This window comes from Paraburkholderia phymatum STM815, from assembly GCF_000020045.1.
GTDB lineage: Bacteria > Pseudomonadota > Gammaproteobacteria > Burkholderiales > Burkholderiaceae > Paraburkholderia > Paraburkholderia phymatum.
This window is the reverse complement of sequence record NC_010625.1, coordinates 132,093-152,294: the sequence shown is the minus strand read 5'-3', so window position 1 is coordinate 152,294 and position 20,202 is coordinate 132,093. Positions and strand designations below refer to the sequence as shown.

The 20,202-nt window shown below is 63.0% G+C and carries 15 protein-coding genes; 4 read left to right on the top strand and 11 right to left on the bottom strand.

Annotated features, from left to right (window positions below; all coding sequences use genetic code 11):
• The first annotated feature begins 32 nt into the window (after positions 1-32).
• Positions 33-644 carry a hypothetical protein gene (locus BPHY_RS28375; RefSeq protein ID WP_041765581.1) on the top strand — a complete coding sequence of 204 codons (612 nt, stop codon included), beginning with the start codon at positions 33-35 and terminating at the stop codon, positions 642-644.
• A 455-nt stretch (positions 645-1,099) separates the two neighbouring features.
• Here the strand turns inward: BPHY_RS28375 and BPHY_RS28365 are convergent, their stop codons facing one another.
• The 8 genes from BPHY_RS28365 to BPHY_RS28330 form a co-directional block, all read right to left on the bottom strand.
• On the bottom strand, positions 1,100-1,399 hold the full coding sequence (locus tag BPHY_RS28365; protein WP_012404898.1) for a hypothetical protein: 300 nt from the start codon (positions 1,397-1,399) through the stop codon (positions 1,100-1,102).
• Between the two features lie 35 nt (positions 1,400-1,434).
• On the bottom strand, positions 1,435-1,683 hold the full coding sequence (locus tag BPHY_RS41995; protein ID WP_041765962.1) for a hypothetical protein: 249 nt from the start codon (positions 1,681-1,683) through the stop codon (positions 1,435-1,437).
• Between the two features lie 442 nt (positions 1,684-2,125).
• Positions 2,126-2,413: a hypothetical protein gene (locus BPHY_RS28355; protein WP_012404896.1), complete on the bottom strand. Its 288-nt coding sequence runs from the start codon at positions 2,411-2,413 to the stop codon at positions 2,126-2,128.
• Positions 2,414-2,871: 458 nt separating this feature from the next.
• Positions 2,872-3,333: a MarR family winged helix-turn-helix transcriptional regulator gene (locus tag BPHY_RS28350; protein ID WP_012404895.1), complete on the bottom strand. Its 462-nt coding sequence runs from the start codon at positions 3,331-3,333 to the stop codon at positions 2,872-2,874.
• Between the two features lie 138 nt (positions 3,334-3,471).
• Positions 3,472-7,674 (bottom strand): bifunctional nitrate reductase/sulfite reductase flavoprotein subunit alpha, encoded by a 4,203-nt coding sequence (locus tag BPHY_RS28345; RefSeq protein WP_012404894.1) that lies wholly within the window; start codon positions 7,672-7,674, stop codon positions 3,472-3,474.
• A 32-nt stretch (positions 7,675-7,706) separates the two neighbouring features.
• Positions 7,707-8,054, bottom strand: a complete 348-nt coding sequence (gene nirD, locus BPHY_RS28340; protein ID WP_012404893.1) for a nitrite reductase small subunit NirD — start codon at positions 8,052-8,054, stop codon at positions 7,707-7,709.
• 43 nt (positions 8,055-8,097) lie between these two features.
• Entirely contained in the window at positions 8,098-10,662 is a 2,565-nt protein-coding gene (gene nirB, locus BPHY_RS28335; RefSeq protein ID WP_012404892.1) for a nitrite reductase large subunit NirB, read from the bottom strand.
• Between the two features lie 33 nt (positions 10,663-10,695).
• Positions 10,696-11,997 (bottom strand): MFS transporter, encoded by a 1,302-nt coding sequence (locus BPHY_RS28330; RefSeq protein WP_012404891.1) that lies wholly within the window; start codon positions 11,995-11,997, stop codon positions 10,696-10,698.
• 259 nt (positions 11,998-12,256) lie between these two features.
• Here BPHY_RS28330 and BPHY_RS44280 point away from each other — a divergent pair, with 259 nt between their 5' ends.
• Positions 12,257-12,652 (top strand): OmpA/MotB family protein, encoded by a 396-nt coding sequence (locus tag BPHY_RS44280; protein WP_083775919.1) that lies wholly within the window; start codon positions 12,257-12,259, stop codon positions 12,650-12,652.
• Positions 12,653-12,729: 77 nt separating this feature from the next.
• Here the strand turns inward: BPHY_RS44280 and BPHY_RS28325 are convergent, their stop codons facing one another.
• The gene (locus BPHY_RS28325; protein WP_012404890.1) at positions 12,730-13,650 is read right to left on the bottom strand and encodes a LysR substrate-binding domain-containing protein; all 921 of its coding nucleotides are present in this window, start codon (positions 13,648-13,650) and stop codon (positions 12,730-12,732) included.
• A gap of 107 nt (positions 13,651-13,757) precedes the next feature.
• On the opposite strand from BPHY_RS28325, the gene BPHY_RS28320 reads away from it, so the two are divergent.
• Both BPHY_RS28320 and BPHY_RS28315 read left to right on the top strand, forming a co-directional pair.
• Positions 13,758-14,840 carry a tartrate dehydrogenase gene (locus BPHY_RS28320; protein WP_012404889.1) on the top strand — a complete coding sequence of 361 codons (1,083 nt, stop codon included), beginning with the start codon at positions 13,758-13,760 and terminating at the stop codon, positions 14,838-14,840.
• A gap of 111 nt (positions 14,841-14,951) precedes the next feature.
• Positions 14,952-16,262 carry an MFS transporter gene (locus BPHY_RS28315; protein ID WP_012404888.1) on the top strand — a complete coding sequence of 437 codons (1,311 nt, stop codon included), beginning with the start codon at positions 14,952-14,954 and terminating at the stop codon, positions 16,260-16,262.
• Between the two features lie 49 nt (positions 16,263-16,311).
• Here BPHY_RS28315 and BPHY_RS28310 read toward each other — a convergent pair whose 3' ends face one another.
• Together BPHY_RS28310 and BPHY_RS28305 are read right to left on the bottom strand one after the other, a co-directional pair.
• Positions 16,312-16,491 carry a CsbD family protein gene (locus BPHY_RS28310; RefSeq protein WP_012404887.1) on the bottom strand — a complete coding sequence of 60 codons (180 nt, stop codon included), beginning with the start codon at positions 16,489-16,491 and terminating at the stop codon, positions 16,312-16,314.
• Between the two features lie 185 nt (positions 16,492-16,676).
• A complete protein-coding gene (locus tag BPHY_RS28305) occupies positions 16,677-19,862 on the bottom strand; it encodes an EAL domain-containing protein (RefSeq protein WP_012404886.1) in 3,186 nt (1,061 codons plus the stop codon).
• Positions 19,863-20,202 lie beyond the last annotated feature (340 nt).

Genomic DNA, 20,202 nt, shown 5'->3' with positions numbered 1-20,202 from the left:
GCGGCATCGCTTTTCGATGGCCGGTGCGGCCAGTGGACGCCTTTCTTGCAAGGGGCATGCCAATTTTTCACCCCTCGTATATCGTTGATTTTTATCGTTTTTTTCGAGGAGAAGAATGCGGCCAGGCTGCCAGTTCTGAGCCTTCAGAATTCGGGGAGCCTGCCAGACTGAGAATTCAGCCGTTCGCTGGAATCGCCGCATCGCTCTTTGGGGAGGAAACCAGGTGGGACGGGCAGGTCGCCACCGCCATCGATGCGTTCCTGTCCCGGACACTCGACCAGCAATGGGTGCTGCTTGAGTGGCTGCACCGGATCGAAGATGACGAGCATGCGCCGCGACTATCGGCGAATGGAGGAATCGTAGCTATCCCGCGTTCCGCGATCCAATCGGAGAACAATGCGCTTCACGATCTGGCGCACGTGCGTGCGTTGATACTTGAAGAGATCGATCTCCACCATTCGGGCATTGCGATCGTGAAGTCCAGCGGTTTGTTCGAGACCAAGTTCGTTTGCGAGGTTATCTTGACGCAGAAATCCTTGATGAGCGAGTGGTTGTCGCTTCATAAGCCTGCACTGCAGGTGCGTCCGAACAACGAGTGCCATGCATATCTAAACAACGCGCGGCGACATCAGCCACAGCAGTAGACAATGACAACAACCTTTCGCGTGTATCGCAGGCAGGAACATCGCCTGACAACGCGTTCGATCTGATTAGTCGCGAACATTCAAAGTTTGGCGAGCAACTCGAGTTGATGCGGGGTTTCTCGTCCCGCGATCAGGGAGTACATGCACAGTTGGTTGCGCTCATCGTTCGAAAAATTATGCGTGCGCGAGAAGGCATCCCACGCTACGCCGTCGAGCGATCGCGCGACGCTACGCCGTCGGGCAAATGTCACGAGCAAACGACTCGCCCCGCGGCGAATCAACTTGCGATCGATATCCAGAACGTAGCAATCGTGTCCGTGCCTCAAGACCAGGTAATACGGAGTCGCGCGCAATTTTTTAGGTTCCGGGGCGGTGACAGCGGAGCACGGGAAAGTGCCCTGTCGAGAGGGCTGAGTTTCAAGCGCAGACCAGCAGCTTCACAGCGGTAGAGAAACCTAGCCCGGCGAAAAAACGGTCGCGCCGCGGTCCTCAAAATGCGTGAAGCTGCGGATGAAGCGATACTTTTGCCCGCCGATCTCAATTCGGTTAGGACCGGAACGGGTCATTTTGAGGATGTCGCCCGCAACCGGCGCCGCGATTGCGCCGCGGTAATCCCAATGTCCCTGATCCTCGTCGGCATCGCCGATATAGATCGCGCAATGGTCATCGCACCTCTGCATCATGATGACGCTGCCGCTTGTATCGAGCGAAAGATCAAGATACTGGGCTAGCGTCAAAAGCGGTTCGGCGTTCATCGTGAGCGTTCTCTATCCGCCCTCTACGTCATGCGTCATTGACGGTGATCGCCGGATTGCGGCTGATGCGAAGCGCAGTGAGTCTCTAGCCATTCCGTCGCCCATTCGGCGGCAAACCGGATCGCGTCTTCGCGCGCATCGAAGCCTCGCAGGTCACCGCTGAGATGGACATCGTATTCATGCCCGTCAGTGCTGCTGCGGCTGATTCTCGCATGAGCGATATATTCGCCGTCGGCCCGACGCGGAGTGGGATCGACATGGAAAGCTCCAGGATAATCGAACATGTGTTTCTCCTCCCTACATGCAACGGAGACGCTCTTACGCCCTGGACAGCGGGTGCGCGGCCCGACTCGACTCGCGCTCTGCGCATGCACCAGCAGTCCCGTAGCGCATCGTGCGATGGCGAGACGCAACCGCTCGCGTTTGAATTTCCACAATCGTAGCTGCGCTTCGAGAAATGTAAGCGTGTCGAGAGGCGGGATTGCCGACGTCCCCGCCGCCACTTGCTCGTCGATAGACAGCCGGCAAGTGTTCAGTTCCAGTTCACGAAGTGCGATTTCCGTCTCCACACTGCGATGCTGCATCATCAGATCGGCGAGTCGAGACATGAGACCTCGTTAGTTACGTAGTTCGAATTGCCGGAAGTCATGCTTGACGAGCCGGTGCATGCCGCAGCATGCCTGATGAGCATTCGACGGGACGCACGCCCGGCAAGAACGCGCTCCGCTAGTCACCATCCCAGATGGTGTCGCCTTGCGTGCTTCCGTCGATTAGCAGCTTGCCGTAGGCGGTCGAGGCGCGTCTTGCGTCACCGGCGCTTGGAAACGGCGTGGCGACGTTGAGCCGAAAGACGCGGCTTCTCGCTTCGAGGCCATTGTCACTGCGTTCCCTGATCCGCACGGCTGCATCGAAGCCCGCATCGTAGTCATGGGCGAAGCCCGCCCGCGTGGGAGTGTGCGGAAAAACAAGTGGGCAAACTTCCAGCCCCTTGTACACGTAGCTACCGTCTGCCATGAATACCTCCGTTTCGCCGCGCAAAGGCGGCAGGATTTTTCGTGAGGCTAACGGCAACCGGTCGCTGACATCGACCCTGCTGACGCAAAAACCTGGAGCCGCCCCGTGGCGGCATCGATGCCGCCTGTACCCGGCATTCTCAGGCGAGGCGAAGATCGGTCGACGAATCCATACTACGCGCAATACAGATCCAAGTCGCGAAATATTCTGAACGGGAAACCGATTTCATCGCGGGCCGCGTAAGTCTTGCTGAATTGATGTCATGCGCCGGGCGGTTTGACCGCATCCCATGTGTCGAAATCAACGAGATGATGAGATGAAACCACTCACGGGTGAAGAGGCGGTGGAACCAAGACGGCGGGCGCGGCGCTTTCCCTGCGTCAACCATGCGATTAGCCCGCGCGCGATTTATATGCGCTCGAAAACGCCGGGCCCCGGACGGAATGTGAAAGACGCGCTTATTCCTGCTCGCTCACGGCCTTGACCAGGTTGTTGCGCAGCGCGACGATCGACTTCTGCATCTTTGAGAACTCGTCGGGTTCGAGGCCGCAGGCCTGCGCCAGGTCCATGCCGAACGCCTTTTCGCGCAGCTTCCGCCCCGCCTTGGTCAGGTTCACGCGGACCTGACGCTCGTCTTCCGGATCGCGCTGCCGCTCCAGATAGCCCATGCCTTCGAGCTTCTTCAGGATCGGCGTCAGCGTGTTCGATTCCAGAAAGAGTTTTTCGCCGAGGCTGCTGACCGTCTGGTTGTCCTCTTCCCACATCGCAACGACGGTGATGTATTGCGTGTATGTGAGCCCCAGTTCTTCCAGAATTGGCTTGTAGGCCTTGCCGAAGGCGAGGTTCGCCGAGTAGACGGCAAAGCACAGGAAGTCGGCAAGCTTCGGATTCGTGTCTTCTGCCTTGGCGGTGGTCTTCATTTGCGTCCTCTCAACACCCGACGGGTGTCTCTACAGAAACGCATTATACATCGCGTGCGATTTAATCGGAAATGCGCGAGATGCGCCGAGGGTTGCGGCAGGCGCCCGTGACGCGAAGCGACGCGCACCCTGCCCGCTTCAGTAGACGTCGCGCACGTAGCGCCGGTCCTTCGTCATCGCGCCGACGTATTCCACCGCGCGTTCCGCGCTCATGCCGCCGTGCACGGCGACGACTTCCTTTAGCGCCGCATCGACGTCCTTCGCCATCCGGCTCGCATCGCCGCACACATAGAAGTGCGCGCCTTCCTCGAGCCATGCCCAGAGTTGCGCGCCCTGTTCGCGCATGCGGTCCTGCACATAAACCTTATCGCTCTGATCGCGCGAGAACGCGAGATCGAGCCGCGTCAGGAGGCCGCTTTTCTGCATGCCTTCGATCTCGTCGCGATAGTAGAAGTCAGTCGCGGCATGCTGTTCTCCGAAGAACAGCCAGTTGCGGCCTTGAGCGCCGCGCGCGGCGCGTTCGTGCAGAAAGCCGCGGAACGGCGCGACGCCCGTGCCCGGGCCGACCATGATCATCGGCGTGTCGCCGCTGCGCGGCGGACGGAAATGCGCAGACTTCTGCACGAAGACGGGCACGCTGACATCGTGCGCGCGGTCCGCGAGAAAGGTCGACGACACGCCCTTGCGATTGCGCCGGCCATTGTTGTAGCGCACGGCGGCCACCGTCAGATGCACTTCGCCCGCATGCGCCTTCGGGCTCGACGCGATCGAATAGAGCCGCGGCTGCAAGCGCTTGAGCACGCCGAGCAGTTCGCCCGCAGACAGATCGACGGGAAACTCGTGCAGTACGTCGGCGAGCTGCTGGCCCCACAACCATCGCTTCAGATCGCCCTTGCGCTCCTCCGTCAAAAGCTTGGCGAGCGCATCGTTGCGGCTGCGCGAGGCGATCAATTGCAACGCTTCGACACTCGGCCGCGCGATTTCGTAGTGCCGTGCCAGCGCCTCCGCGACCCGCATGTCGCCGACACCCGCCACGTGCACCGATGCATCTGCCTTCACGCCCGACAGATCGATTAACTCGTCGACGAGTTCCGGGCAGTTCCTCGGCCACACGCCCAGCGCATCGCCTGCTTCGTATTCGAGGTTCGAGTCGCCCGTCGCGAGCGAAACCGCGAGCGAAAAGTAGCGCGTGTCCTTCGAGCCATTGCGGTTCAGGCGCAGATTTTCGACCAGCCGCGACTGCACGGGACTCGTCTTCGATGGCGCCGCGCCCGGCAGCACGGCGGGGATCACGCCCTGCGCCGGCACGGCGTACAGCGACGCGTCGTCTTCCTTGATCTTCGCAATCACGGCATCGAGCCACTTGTCGGCGGCGGGCTGGATGTCCGTGCCGCAATCGACGCGCGCATGCAGGCGCTTCGCGCCCAGCTCCGCGAAGCGCACATCGAGCTTGCGAGCGTGGCCGCAAAACTGGTCGTAGCTGGGATCGCCGAAGCCGAGCACCGCGTACTGCTGATCGGCGAGGCGCGGTGCCGTATCGGCCTGCAACGCGCTCCAAAAGCTCTGACCATTGTCGGGCGCATCGCCGTCGCCGAAGGTGCTCGTCATCAGCAGCACGTACTTCGCCTGCGACAGCGCAGCGACGGGATAGTCCGCCATGCACGACATGCGAATCTCGAAGCCGGACTCCATCAGCTGCGTCGCGTATTGCTCGGTCAGCGATTCGACGTTGCCCGTCTGCGACGCCCACAGCAGCACGACCTTGGGCCGCGCATGCGCGATGCGCACGGCGGGCGCGCTGTCCGCTGCGGGATGAGCAGCCGAAGGCAACGCGGCGGCCCCATCCGGAGCCGCGCGGCTGAACAGTCCCGCGAGCACGCCGTCCAACCACAGGCGCGCAGCCGCGGGCAGCGGCGCGCTGGGGGGCAGCGTAGGCACGCCGCGGACGTCGCCTTGCGATGAGCGCATGCCGCTGATGAAACCCGCGACATAGACGCGCGACGCGTCGTCCAGTGTCGGCGCGGGCGTGTCGGTGATGCCGAGCATGGCGGCGAGAGCGTCGATACGGGACATATCCAGTTCCTGTTGCTGACAGTCGTGCGAGACCTGCGACAGAGGCGCGGCGCTCGCGGCGACGGGTGCTTCGTGAATGTCCTGTGCCGGCTCGTCGACGCCATCGGCCGGTTCGGCTTCGACAGGCGTCAGCGCCACCGCGCAGAACTTCAGCTCGGGCTGCTGCGAAATAGCATCGATTGCATCGCTCGTCACGGCGTTGATACACAGATCGTCGCCATACACGTCGTTCCAGTGCATCGGCGCAAAGCAGTTGCCGGCGCGCACGCGTTCCGTGACCACAGCGGGCAGCACCGCTCGGCCACGGCGTGAACGGATCTCGACGCGATCCTTGTCGCGCACGCCGAGCGACGCGGCGTCTTCAGGATGCAGTTCGATGAACGGCGCGGGGTTCAGCCGGTTCAGCATCGGCACCTTGCCCGTCTTCGTCATCGTGTGCCACTGATGCTGCAAGCGGCCCGTGTTCAACACGATCGGAAACTCGGCGCCCGGCATCTCGGCGGGATTCACATGCGGACGCGCGAAGAACATCGCCTTGCCGCTCGCCGTCGGAAAGGCGAGCGCGGGGCGCGTGCCATCCGGCAGCAGCTTGAGCGTCTGGCTAACGCCGTCGTTGACGTAGCGCAGCGGATTGCGGTCCTCAACGGCGTCGGGCGCGCACGGCCATTGCAGCGGCGTCTCGCGCAGGCGTGCGTGGCTCGCGCCGCGCAGATCGTAGCCCGTCTTCGGATTCGAGGCGCGCACGATCTCGTCGAACACCTCCGCCGCCGATGCATACGTGAACGCATGCGCAAAGCCCATTTCGCAGGCGACGCGCGCGATGATCTGCCAGTCCGCGAGCGCCGCGCCCGGCGGATCGATCGCCTGCTGCATCAGCGTCATGTTGCGCTCGGAGTTGATCATCACGCCTTCCGCTTCGGCCCACAGCGCGCCCGGCAGCAATACGTCCGCGTAGCGATTGGTCTCCGTGTCGAGGAACGCGTCCTGCGCGATCACGAGTTCGGCGGCCTGCAATCCGGCAATCACATTCTGACGATTCGCGACGCTCGCCACGGGGTTCGTGCAGATGATCCAGCACGCCTTGATTTCGCCTGCCGACATCCGCGAAAACATATCGACGGTGCCGCTGCCGAGCTTCGTCGTGAGCGTGCCGCGCGGCACCTGCCACAGGTCTTCGACGAACACGCGGTCCTCCTCAACCAGCACCGAGCGCTGGCCCGGCAAACCGGGACCCATATAGCCCATCTCGCGCCCGCCCATCGCATTCGGTTGTCCCGTCAGCGAGAAGGGGCCACTGCCGGGACGGCAGATCTTGCCCGTCGCCAGATGCAGGTTGCAGATCGCGTTCGTGTTCCAGGTGCCGTGCGTGCTCTGGTTCAGGCCCATCGTCCAGCAGCTGACGAACTCGGGCGCATCGCCGATCCATTGCGCGGCCTGGCGGATGTCGGCTTCCGGAATGCCCGTGATCGCGGCAACTTTCTCCGGCGTGTAGTCGTCGAGAAAGGCGGGCATCGCGTCCCAGCCTTCCGTGAAGTCGGCGATGAAACGCGCATCGGTGCGGCCGTTTGCGTGCAGCAGATGAAGCAGGCCGTTGAGCAGCGCGAGGTCGGTGCCCGGCCTGATCTGCATGAACAGATCGGCCTTCTCGGCTGTCGTGTTGCGGCGCGGATCGACGACGATCAGCTTCGCGCCCGCCTTCACGCGATCCATCATGCGCAAGAACAGGATAGGGTGGCAGTCGGCCATGTTTGCGCCGATCACGAAGAACAGATTCGTCTTGTCGAAATCCTGATACGAACCGGGCGGACCGTCTGCGCCCAGCGACAGCTTGTAGCCGCTGCCTGCGCTCGCCATGCACAGCCGCGAGTTCGACTCGATGTTGTTCGTGCCGATGAAGCCCTTCGCGAGCTTGTTGACGAGGTACTGCGCCTCGATCGACATCTGCCCCGACACATAGAACGACAGCGCATCAGGACCGTGCTCGTCGAGAATCGCGCGCAGACGGCGCGCGGTGTCGGGAATCGCGAGATCGACGGAAACGGGGATCGGATCGGCATCACGCGTACGACGCTCGAATGCGCTTTCGAGGCGCCCCGAGTTGCGTAGCGCGACGTGCGCCGATTGGCCCTTCGTGCACAGGCGGCCGTAGTTGGTCGGATGATCCTTGTCGCCCGAAATCTTCACGACCTGCCCTTCCTCGACGTGCAGCACCATGCCGCAACCGACGCCGCAGTAAGGACAAGCCGTCTTGATGTTCTCGCACGCCATCGCAGAAGTCCGTTAGAAAGTGAGGCCCGCAGTCAGGCAGATACCCACACATGTCCGTCTTCGATGCGCGTCGTGAACGCGCTGACGGATTTGTCGGGCGCTTCGAGGCACTCGCCCGTGCGCAGGTCGAAGTGATGCTTATAGATCGGCGACGCGACCACGACGCGCTCGCCGAGACTGCCGATCAAACCTCGCGACAGCACCGCTGCCTGCGAGGCCGGATCGAAGTTGTCGATCGCGTAGATGCCGCCGCGTTCGCCTTCGACGCGAAACACGGCCACCTGCTCGCCGTTGACGAGCGCGCAGACGCCCGTGTTCGGCACGATTTCGTCGAGCGCGCAGATGGAAGTCCAGGTAGTCGGCAGACGGTCGTTATTCATGTCGATCTCCGTTTCTATCGATGAATGAGGATGGGCGTGAGCGTTAAGCGGTTTCGGCCGGTTCCGTCGACTGCTCGACGACGACGGGAATGCGCACGGGCCGCTGCTGCCGCTCGTCAGGGGAGGCGGGTCGGATCTGGCCGCGCGTCGCGACGAAGCTGATGTTGTCGTCGGCACTGTCGCTGTTGACGAAGTGGCGGAACCGCTTGCGCGTTTCGGGGTCCGTGACGGCCTTTTTCCATTCGCATTCGTATGTGTCGACCACGTGCCGCATGTCCGCTTCGAGTTCGGCCGCGATGCCGAGCTTGTCGTGAACGATCACATCCTTCAGATAATCGAGGCCGCCTTCCAGGTTCTCGCGCCATACGCTCGTGCGTTGCAAACGGTCGGCCGTGCGCACATAGAACATCAGGAAGCGGTCGATGTAGCAGACCAGCGTATCGCGATCCAGATCCGACGCGATGAGTTCAGCGTGACGCGGCTTCATGCCGCCGTTGCCGCACACGTAGAGATTCCAGCCCTTTTCCGTCGCGATGATGCCGACGTCCTTGCTCTGCGCCTCGGCGCACTCGCGCGTGCAGCCCGACACCGCGAACTTCAGCTTGTGCGGCGAGCGCAGGCCCTTATAGCGGTTCTCGATATCGATCGCGAGACCGACGGAATCGTCGACGCCGTAGCGGCACCACGTCGAGCCCACGCACGACTTCACCGTGCGCACCGACTTACCGTAGGCGTGGCCCGATTCGAAGCCGGCCGCGATCAGCTCTTCCCAGATCGACGGCAGCTGCTCGACGCGCGCGCCGAACAGATCGACGCGCTGGCCGCCCGTGATCTTCGTGTAGAGGCCGTATTTCTGCGCGACCTGGCCGACCGCGATCAAGCCTTCGGGCGTCACTTCGCCGCCCGGCATGCGCGGCACGACGGAATACGTGCCATCGCGCTGGATGTTCGCGAGGTAGTAGTCGTTCGAATCCTGCAGGCTGGCGTGTTCCTTCTTCAGCACAAACTCGTTCCAGCACGACGCGAGAATGCCCGCGACGGCAGGCTTGCAGATATCGCATCCGAGCCCGTGGCCGTGTTTCTCGAGTAGCGCGCCAAAGGTCTTGATGCGCTCGACGCGCACGATGTGATACAGCTCCTGGCGCGAAAACGGGAAGTGCTCGCACAGGTGATTATTCACGGCGAGACCCTGCTTCTTCATCTCGGCCTTCATCACCTGTGTGACGAGCGGCACGCAGCCGCCGCAAGCCGTGCCCGCCTTCGTCGCGTTCTTCACGTCGCCGATAGTCGTCGCGCCTGCGCAGACGGATGCGCAAATCGCACCCTTCGAGATGTTGTTGCACGAGCAGATTTGCGCGCTCTCGGGCAATGCATCGACGCCGAGCGCGGGCTTTGCGTTGCCATCGGCTTGCGGCAGGATCAGGAATTCCGGCGACTCGGGCAGTTCGATGCGGTTCAGCATCATTTGCAGCAGCGTACCGTATTCGCGCGCGTCGCCGACCATCACGCCGCCCAGCAGATACTTGCCGCATTCGGACACGACGAGCTTCTTGTACACCTGCTTGCGCTCGTCGCTGAACTGGTACGTGCGGCTGCCCGCCGTCGACCCGTGCGCATCGCCGAGGCTCGCGACGTCGACGCCCATCAGCTTGAGCTTCGTGCTCATGTCGGCGCCTGCGAACGCGGCATCCTGTTCGCCGAGCAACTGCTTCGCCGTCACACGCGCCATTTCGTAGCCCGGCGCGACAAGGCCGAAAATCTGGCCGTTCCACAGCGCGCATTCGCCGATCGCGTAGATGTCGGCGTCGCTCGTGCGGCAATGGTTGTCGATCACGATGCCGCCGCGCGGGCCGACGTCGAGCCCGCTCGCGCGCGCGATCTCGTCGCGCGGACGGATCCCTGCCGAAAACACGATCATGTCGGTATCGAGGTGGCTGCCGTCGGCGAATTGCATGCGATGCGTGCCCTCTTCGCCGTCTACGATCTCCAGCGTGTTCTTCTGCGTATGCACGGTCACGCCGAGTTCTTCGATCTTGCCGCGTAGCGTCTTGCCGCCGCCGTCGTCCACCTGCACCGCCATCAGGCGCGGCGCGAACTCGACGACATGCGTGTCGAGACCCATGTCGCGCAATGCTTTCGCGCATTCCAGACCTAGCAGGCCGCCGCCTACGACGACACCCCTCTTCGAACGCGCGCCGCACTCCTGCATCGCTTCGAGGTCTTCGATCGTGCGATAAACGAAGCAGTCTTGACGGTCGCGGCCGGGCACGGGCGGCACGAACGCGTATGAGCCGCTCGCGATCACGAGCTTGTCGTAGGCGAGTGTCTCGCCCGTCGAGGTCGACACCGTGTGCGCGTGACGATCGATCGACACGGCTTTTGCGTTCAGGCGCAGCACCATGTCGTCGCGATCGAAGAAGCCGGGCGCGACGAGCGACAGGTCGTCGGCCGACTTGCCCGAGAAAAACTCCGACAGATGCACGCGATCGTAAGCGGGACGCGGCTCCTCGCACAGCACTGTGATGTCGAGGCGCGCAGCGGACTGTTCCGCGAGGCATTCGAGCAGTTTGTGGCCGACCATGCCGTGGCCGATAACGATGACTTTCATGTCGCCGATCCTGTCAGAGAGGGATTCATTGATTTAATTCGTTGCGCCGAGTGCGGCTTCACGTGCGGTGTGCTCGGCGGAGAAGCGCACGGCGACCGCGCAGATCGCGGATGCCGTTACGAGACCGCCGAGCATCATCAGCGTTTGATGCAGGTCGCCCATGCCCTTTGCCAGAAAACCCGCCGCCACAGCACCGACATTGCCGCCCGCGCCGACGATGCCCGCCACGCCGCCGAGCGCCTTGCGATCGATGAACGGCACGAGCGCGTAGGTGGCGCCGCACGCCATGTGCGTGAAGAGACCGAACAGCAGCATCGCGGCCACGGCGAACGCCGCATGGCTCGCCTGCGAGAACAGCAGCAGGCCCGCGCCTTCGCCGGCGATCAGCATGAAGAGCAGCATCGAGCGTGCGGACAGTCCGCGGCGCTTCGCGCCCCAGTCAGACAGCAGGCCGCCAAGCGGACGCGCAAAGATTGCGAGCAGACCGAAGCTGCCCGCTGCCAGGCCGGCCTCGCGCAGCGAGAGCTGGAAATGATCGACGTAGTAAATGGCCGCAACGTTGTGGATGAACACTTCGACGCCGAAGCACGCGGCGTAGGTGACGAACAGCATCCACACGCGATAGTTGCGCGACGCTGCGAGAAGGCTCGCCCAACTGCCCTTCTTGCCGCTATCGACCACGATGCCGCGCACGCGCAGTTCGTTGAAGTTACCTTGCGGGCAGTCCTGCGTGAAGCGCCAGTAGAGCGCGGCCATCAGCGGCATGGCGAGGCCGGGCAGCACGAGCGTGAGGCGCCATGCATCGGCATTGCTCGCGCCCAGCGCGACGATGCCCGCGAGCATCAGTGGCACGAACATCTGCGCGGCGCCTGCGCCTGCATTGCCCCAGCCTGCACTCGTCGCGTTCGCCGTGCCGACCACGTTGCCCGCGAACATCACAGACGTGTGATATTGCGTGATCACGAAGCTCGCACCGACTGCGCCGATGCCGAGCCGGCACAGCAGGAATGCCGTGTAGTTGTGTGCGAGCGCCGCACCGAGCACGGGCAGCGCGCCGAGCACCATCAGCGCGACGTAGACCTTGCGCGGACCGAAGCGGTCGCACATCGGGCCGACGATCAGACGCACGAGAATGGTGATCGCGACAGCGGCAATATTGATGTTCGCCACCTGATCCGCCGTCAGATGAAACTCCTGCTTGATGAGGGGCATCAGCGGCGCGCATGCGAACCACGCAAAGAAGCAGACGAAGAACGCCATCCACGCGAAGTGAAATGCACGCATAGGAGGCGTGCGCCAGTTCAGCAGATCGATCGATGTGGCTTTGACGGTCATGTTTCCGGGCCTGTAAACGACTACGGCGTCCCGTGAATCGGGTGCGAGACCAGATCCAGGGGACGCCGTTGTCCAAAATTCGTCGGTGCTTGAGGTTGCTGCTGTGCGACTCGTCGTTGAGTCGCGACGGGAGTGTTAAGGCAAGGTGTGTGCCATATGGGCGATTGGGCGGCGAAAGGCTTGCGGGACAAGGGTTTGCGGGGCTAATCGAGTCCGCATTGCGTCCCACCCCACTGAATCATGATGATGCCTTGCGGCACTGGGCTGGTGCAGCGCAGCACTATGGGCGTGCGCCCGTGCCGAACCATGCGCTCAGCGAAAAGCTGGATCAGCTGGTCGTCAAAGCGGCGAACGCGTCACGTGCCGCGGAGCGAGCAGAGGCATCGCGTCGGCAGGGCCGAAGATCCTGGTCCATCTCACTGGCTACACCGACGACACGCCGTTTGATAACCCCGGAGGCCTCTCGAACCAGTCACTCTCAGCGCTGCGCGCGCACTCGGTGTTGCAGGTGCTGGCAAACGCCGGGGTGTCGCCCGAACACATTACGGTTAACGGCAATGGCGCGGCGACGCCGCTTGATGACAACCACACGCGCGAGGGTCGCGCGCGGAACCGGCGGGTTGAGATCGCGGTGGAACCCTGGAACTCGCGCTAGAGTTCGCGAACCGGCATGTAAAGGTTGGCAGACGCATGAGCAGGTGCCCTGGCCGCGCAAGCTGACAAGCGGCGACACTACCCCTCCCGCGCCTGCCTCAATTCCCCCGCGATGAAATCGACGAACGTCCGGATCCGCGCCGACATCTGATGCCTTTGCGAATACACCGCGAAGATGTCGGCGCCCGGCGTCTCATACGCGGGCAGCACCTGCACCAGCCGCCTATCCGCGAGATATTCGTTGATGTCCCACTCCGCGCGCATCAAAATGCCGTGCCCTTCGAGCGCCCATTTCACTGCAATCTCGCCGTCGTTGGTCGTCAGATTGCCGTTGATGCGCACCGCCTCTGTCTTGCGCGCCGCGCCGCGTCCCGTTGAGAGACGCCATATGCCATACGCTTCGTCGCCCTGGCGTATGCCGATGCAGTTGTGCCGTACGAGTTCGTGCGGCGTGAGCGGCACGCCGTACTCGGCGATGTACGACGGCGCCGCACACAGCAGCCGCCGATTCGGCGCGAGCCGGCGCGCGACGACCCGGCTGTCGGGCGGTTCGCCGAAGCGGATGCAGACATCGAAAGCATCGTCGGTGAGCGGCGGCGGCGTGACGGACAACTGCAATTGCACCGCGACCTGCGAATAGCGGCTCACGAAGCGCGAAATCGCCGGCGCGACGTGACTGCGTCCGAACCCGAGCGTCGCGTTGACGCGCAACAAACCCTTCGGGCTTTTCCTCGCGCTTCCCAGCAGTTCCGATAGCGCGTCGATCTCATCGAGGATCCGCCGCGCATGCTCCAGATACACCTCGCCCTCGGGCGTCAGCATCATCCGGCGCGTCGTCCGGTTGACGAGGGGAACGCCCGCGCGCTGCTCCATCTGCGTCAACCGCTTGCTCACGGCGGCAGGCGTCAACCCCAGCTCGCGCGCCGCCGCACTCAGGCTGCCCGAGGCCGCCAGCGTCGAAAAAAAGCTCAGATCGGTGGGTTGAACGGTGTCGGTCACAGTGCGATTGATGAACTGAAGTTAAAGATGCTTTGAGTCTAGCACCGGTTATGGCGTTCTCAGTTGGATAAAGTCAGTCCCATTCCAAATCATTCGAGGAGTGAGACATGAGGACCTATCGCATTGCGACGATCCCCGGTGACGGCATCGGCAAGGAAGTCGTGCCAGCCGGCAAGGAAGCGCTGGAAGCGCTCGCACGCACGAGCGACGCTTTCCGCTTCGAATTCGAGAACTTCGACTGGGGTGCCGACTACTACCGCGAGCACGGCGTGATGATGCCCGCCGACGGTCTCGACGCGATCCGCGATAAGGACGCGATCCTGTTCGGCTCGGCAGGCGATCCCGACGTGCCCGATCATGTCACGCTATGGGGCCTGCGCCTGAAAATCTGCCAGGGCTTCGACCAGTACGCGAACGTTCGTCCGACGCGCATCCTGCCCGGCATCGACGCGCCGCTGAAACGCTGCACCCCTGAAGATCTGAACTGGGTGATCGTCCGCGAAAACTCCGAGGGCGAGTATTCGGGCGTGGGCGGCCGCGTGCATCAGGGCCATCCGCTCGAAGCCGCCACCGACGTGTCGATCCTCACGCGCGCCGGCGTCGAACGCATCATGCGCTTCGCGTTCCGTCTCGCGCAGTCGCGTCCGCGCAAGCTGCTGACGGTCATCACGAAGAGCAACGCGCAACGCCACGCGATGGTGATGTGGGACGAAGTCGCGCTGCAGATTTCGAAGGAGTTTCCGGACGTCAAATGGGACAAGGAACTCGTCGATGCGTCGACCGCGCGCATGATCAATCGCCCCGCTTCGCTCGACACCATTGTTGCCACCAACCTGCACGCCGACATCCTGAGCGACCTCGCCGCGGCGCTCGCGGGCAGCCTGGGCATTGCGCCGACGGGCAACATCGATCCGGAACATCGCTATCCGTCGATGTTCGAACCGATTCACGGCTCGGCGTTCGACATCATGGGCAAGGGCCTCGCGAACCCGATCGGCACGTTCTGGTCGGTCGTGATGCTGCTTGAACATCTCGGCGAATTTGACGCCGCAAAGCGCGTGATGAGCGCCATCGAAACAGTGACGGCCGACACTTCGCTGCATACAGGCGACCTCGGCGGCAAGGCGACGACGGCGCAGGTGACGGCGGCCGTGTGCGCGCTCGTCGAGAAGACGGCCGTGGCCGCGTAACACATCCCCCCAAAGCTTCGCGCACACAACGATAACTGGCCGCGCACGGCAACCGACGCGCGAAGACCGAATCCGCCGGCACTACCCGGCTAACCTCCAAGGAGGAGACATATGCAACCGGAACTCGAAGCGCGGGTCTCGCGCAAGCTCATGTGGCGGATCATTCCATTCGTGATGCTGCTCTACTTCGTCAGCTTCCTCGATCGCGTCAACGTCGGCTTCGCGGCGATGACGATGAACAAGGCAATCGGCCTGTCGCCGACGGCATTCGGCCTTGGCGGCGGGCTGTTCTTCATCGGCTATTTTCTGTTCGAGGTGCCGTCCAATCTCATCCTGCATCGCGTGGGCGCCCGAATCTGGATCGCGCGCGTGATGGTGACATGGGGCATCATCTCGGCGGCCTCGGCGTTCGTGGCGGGACCGACCAGCTTCTATGTGCTGCGTTTCGTGCTGGGCGTCGCGGAAGCGGGCTTCTTTCCCGGCATCATTCTTTATCTGAGCCTCTGGTTTCCAGCGAAGCAACGCGCAGCGGCCGCTGCGTGGTTCATGGCGGCAGCGCCGATCTCGACGGCCATCGGCTCGCCGCTCTCGGGCGCCATTATGCAGATGCCGCCGATGTTCGGCCTCGCCGACTGGCAATTGCTTTACATCATCGAAGCGCTGCCCGCCGTCGTGCTCGGGTTCGTGGTATTGAAGTACCTCACCGACGCGCCGTCGAAAGCGCACTGGCTGCAAGCCGACGAACGCGCATGGCTGATTGCCAGGCTCAAATCCGAGGCCGACGAGCGCAAAGGTCACGCGGGCCATACGGCGGGTGCGTTGAGCGCGCTGCGCGATCCGCGTGTGCTGGCGCTCGCGCTGATCTACTTCGGCACCTCGGCCGGCTTGTACACACTCGGCCTGTGGGCGCCGCTGATCATCAGGCAGTTCGGCTTCAGCGCGCTGCAAACGGGCTTGCTGACGGGCATTCCGAGCGTCCTCGCCGTGATCGCGATGGTGTTGTGGGCACGGCACTCCGACAAGACGGAAGAGCGCACGTGGCACGTCGTGATTCCCTGCGCGCTGGCATGCGTCGGGTTCATCTTCGCCGGTCAGGCGGGTACCGCGCTGCTGATCGTGCTGGCGCTCGTCGTCGTCAACGTCGGCATCAGTGCAGCGAAGGCGCCGCTGTGGGCCATGCCCAGCATGTTCCTCTCCGGCGCGGGCGCCGCGGCCGGCATCGCGATGATCAATTCCGTCGGCAACCTTGGCGGCTTCGTCGGTCCCTTCGCGATAGGCTGGCTCAAGAATGTGACGGGCGGCTACTCAGCCGGCCTGTACGTGGTCGGCGCCACGCTGGCCGTGTCGGCGGCCGTCACGCTGCTGCTGAGCCGCAAGGCTGCACAACAACCGGCGACGGGCTGCATGCGGCACGATCATTGACTGCCTGATGTGGACGGAATGATGAAAGGGCCGGTACGACGAATCGACGCTATCGGCCCAACTTTCTGATCTTTGCTTTGCCGTCGCCGTATGCCTTGCGCGCCGTGCCCGTCGCCTGTTGCAGATCGCCTTTTAGTTGCTGCCTGCGATTGCCCGTCGCTTTGCCGACTACCTCGTTGACTTTGCCCCTCACCTGCTGCGCCACGCCCTTCAGCTGATCGCGGTTCATATCGCTCTCCCTGTCGATTGGCGCATCGGCGCCATCAAATTGGGCAGTATGCAATTCACGCGCCAATACCTGCGAAAACAACGCATTGCCTTGCGCATTGATGATCGGAGCGCATTCCGAAGATGCGCGCGAATGCGTCGTCATGACAGTGCGCCGGTAACTTTTTGCACACGGACATCAATTCGTCATTCGACATCCGCTTCGATACGCTGCTGCGCCCACGTTTCCAGTTCTTCAGCTGACAGTGCCGCCGAATACAGAAACCCCTGCAATTCGTCGCAGCCGATGCTGCGCAACGTGTTCGCTTCATCCTCGCTTTCCACGCCCTCGGCCACCACGCGCAAGCCCAGTTCGTGTCCAAGCTCGATGATCGCCTTGATCACGGCGAGATCGGCGGGGGCATCGAGCATGTCGCGCACGAACGCCCTGTCGATCTTCAATCGATCGAGCGGAAAGCGATTCAGATAGCTAAGGCTCGAATACCCGGTGCCGAAATCGTCAAGCGACAGCTTCACACCCAACGCGCGAATCGCGCAAATCGCATCGAGGTAGTTCTCCGCGCTATCCATCAGCACCGTCTCGGTGATCTCGAGTTCGAGCCGCTGCGGCGCGACGCCATGCGTGACGAGACTGTGTCTCAAGGTCTCGACGAGATCGGCGTCGCGCAACTGGATCGCCGACAGATTGATCGACATGCGCAGTTCGCCCATCTCTGCGTTACGCCAGCGCGCAAGTTGCCTGCACGCCTGGTCGATCACCCACGCGCCGATTGGAATGATGAGCCGCGTTTCTTCAGCGATGGGAATGAACTGCGATGGTGTCACCGCGCCCAGTTGCGGATGAGTCCAGCGCAACAGGCCCTCGACGCTGACGAGCGCGCCCGTTTGCGCATCGAGACATGGCTGATAGGCGAGGCGCAATTCGCGCCGCTCGATTGCGGTGCGCATGCATGCTTCAAGCGCGAGCCGTTGCCGCGCGCGCTCGGCCATATCGGGCGAAAAGAACTTCACCAGATTGCGTCCCGCGGCTTTTGCCTGATACATCGCGGCATCGGCATTCTGCATCAGCGTTTCGATGTCGGCGCCGTCGTCGGGATACAGCGCGACGCCCACGCTGCATGCAACCTGCAGCGTGACACCGCCGATCGCATGCGGCTCCCGCACGAGCGGCAGCAATCGTTCGTCGATGGTGCGCGCGACATCGGCGGCGCTGCCCGCATCGGCGAGCACCATCGTGAACTCGTCGCCGCCCAGACGGCTGACGGTGTCACCACTGCGCACCGCTTGCACGAGCCGCCGCGAGACGGAACGCAGCAGGCCATCGCCGATATGATGGCCGAGCGAATCGTTGATATCCTTGAATCGGTCGAGATCGATGAAGAGCACAGCCACGCGCTGTTGCGCGTGTTTGGCATTGTCGAGCACGACGCCCAGCCGCTTCGTGAACAGCGCGCGATTCGGCAGCTCGGTCAATACGTCGTGCTCCGCGAGGAACTCGATGCGCGCCTCGCTCTTCTTGCGATCGGTGATATCGATCAGCGTGCAGATGTAGTGCGAGACGCTGCCGCGCTTGTCGCGCACTGCACTGATCATCAGCCACGCCGGATAGTCGCCGCCTTGACGCCGCCTGATTTGCGCTTCGCCGTTCCATGAGCTGGAGCGGTCGACGAGCGTCGCGAGCGCCGTGATCACCGCGCCGCTATTCGCCCCCGCGACGATGAACGCGGGCGGCTTGCCCGCGATATCTTCGGCACGATAACCCGTCGCCCGATAAAACGACGCATTGGCCGTCAGCAGACGCCGCTCCTGATCGAGAATCAGGATCGCCTCCGACGACGCCTCAAACACCTTCGCCCACAACTCGAGCCGCTGCTCCATCAGCTTGATCTGGTTAATCGGCGTGAAAGCCGTGAGCACGGCATCGCGGCCCTGGAAGTTCAGACGCCGCGCGGACAGCATCGCCCATGTCGGCTCCGTGCTCGCTTTCCAGCGCACTTCGAATTCGTCGACGGCATCGCGGTCGGACAGCTGCTGGAAGAACCGCGCGCGCACCGACGAATCCAGGCCATACGCCCACGGGTCCGTCGTGCAGCCGTTGAGCCAGTAGAGCGCAGGCTGGTTCGCGTGCAGCACTTCATGGCCAGGAACGGCCGTCACCATCATCGGCACGGGCGTCGATTCGACGAGCGCATGCTGCGCGGCGGACGCACGCGCTGTGGCCGCGAGTTCCTTCTGCACGTCGCGCTCGCGGTCGAGCTGTTCGAGCATATCGTTGAAGCCGCGCACCAGCTGGCCGATTTCGTCCTGACTGTGCCAGTTCGCACGGACCGCGTGATCGCCCGTCCGGCGCACCGTGTCCATCACGCGCGCGAGCTGACGCAACGGCCTGGAAATCTGCTGCGCAACGAAATAGACCATGCCCAGAATGCTGCACAACAGGAAGAGAGCAGTGCCGAGATGCAGCCACATGCGCGAGAACAAGCCCCGCACGCGTGCATGCAACAGGCCATCGAGCTGAACCGAGGTGCTCCGCCAGGTGTCGCGCACGCTGGCCACGAGCGTCTGCTGCTGCACGTCGACGATGGACAGCAGTGCAGGATCGACCTGGCCGGTGCTGTCCACGACGATGCGCGCCGCGTGACGGTACGATTCGACGGCCGTGAGCATGCGTGCCATCGACGGTCCGAGCGTCGAGTCGAGCGCGTGGTTGGCCGCGCCTGCTTCCGAGAAGTCGGAGCGCATGCCCTGCAGCACGGCATCGAGCTGCCCCTCGAGCACGAGATAGCGCGTGCGCAGTTCGTCGTGCGAGCGCACCGCGTGCGCGCCTTCATGCAACTGCCGGCCAATGCGGTTCACCGATTCGAGCAGTGCCGGATAGCGCAGGATCGACAGCGACATCGCGTAGTAACTGTCGAGGTCGGGATCGAGAATCAGGTTCGATTGATTGCCGACGCGCGTCACGAGCTCACGGCAGGCGTCGAGTGCTTCGTTGATCTGTGCGGCAGTGGGCTGCCGTTCGCGAGCCAGCGCATCGAGCGCCGCGCGCACGCGCGCATTCAGTTCCGCGCTTTGCAGGTGCGTACCGTACCGCGCCTCGGTATGGCTCAGTTCGGACTGGGCCTCCTCGAGACGCGCCGCGGGCGGACGCCGCCCCGCGCCTGCCATCGCGACGTCGATCAGCGCGTCGCTTACCGTGCCGATATATGCGTTGCCGACGATCTCCTTGTTGGAAAAGTCGATCGAAATATATTTCTCGTGGATCAGAATACCGCTGATGTACACCACGGCGCTCAGATCGAGCAGATAGATCAGCAGCAGCTTGCGTCCCACGCGCAGACGCGCAAGCAGGCGGAAGAATAGATTGCGCTTCATGGCATGCGCGCCACTGCGTACGACATCGAACGAGTCACACCGCACTCCCGGTTAATGGAAGGAGAGAAAGATGGCCCGCCGGCTCTCGTGGGGCCGCTTGCCACTACGGCATATCGGCGTGTCGATTCGCGACTTTAGCGTTCGCTGAATAATCCCTTCGGCGGTGCGCAGATGCCGCGCGCAGGTGCAAAAAACAAGGCGTTTTCTATTGGTTCGCACCAACGTGCATCACGCTTCGCGCACGTTTCCAACATGATTGAATTGACGAACCACCGGCTCACGCGCCGACGCGGAATCGGTTTTGGCGGCATCATAGGCGGCTTGAGATGACCTCTTCATG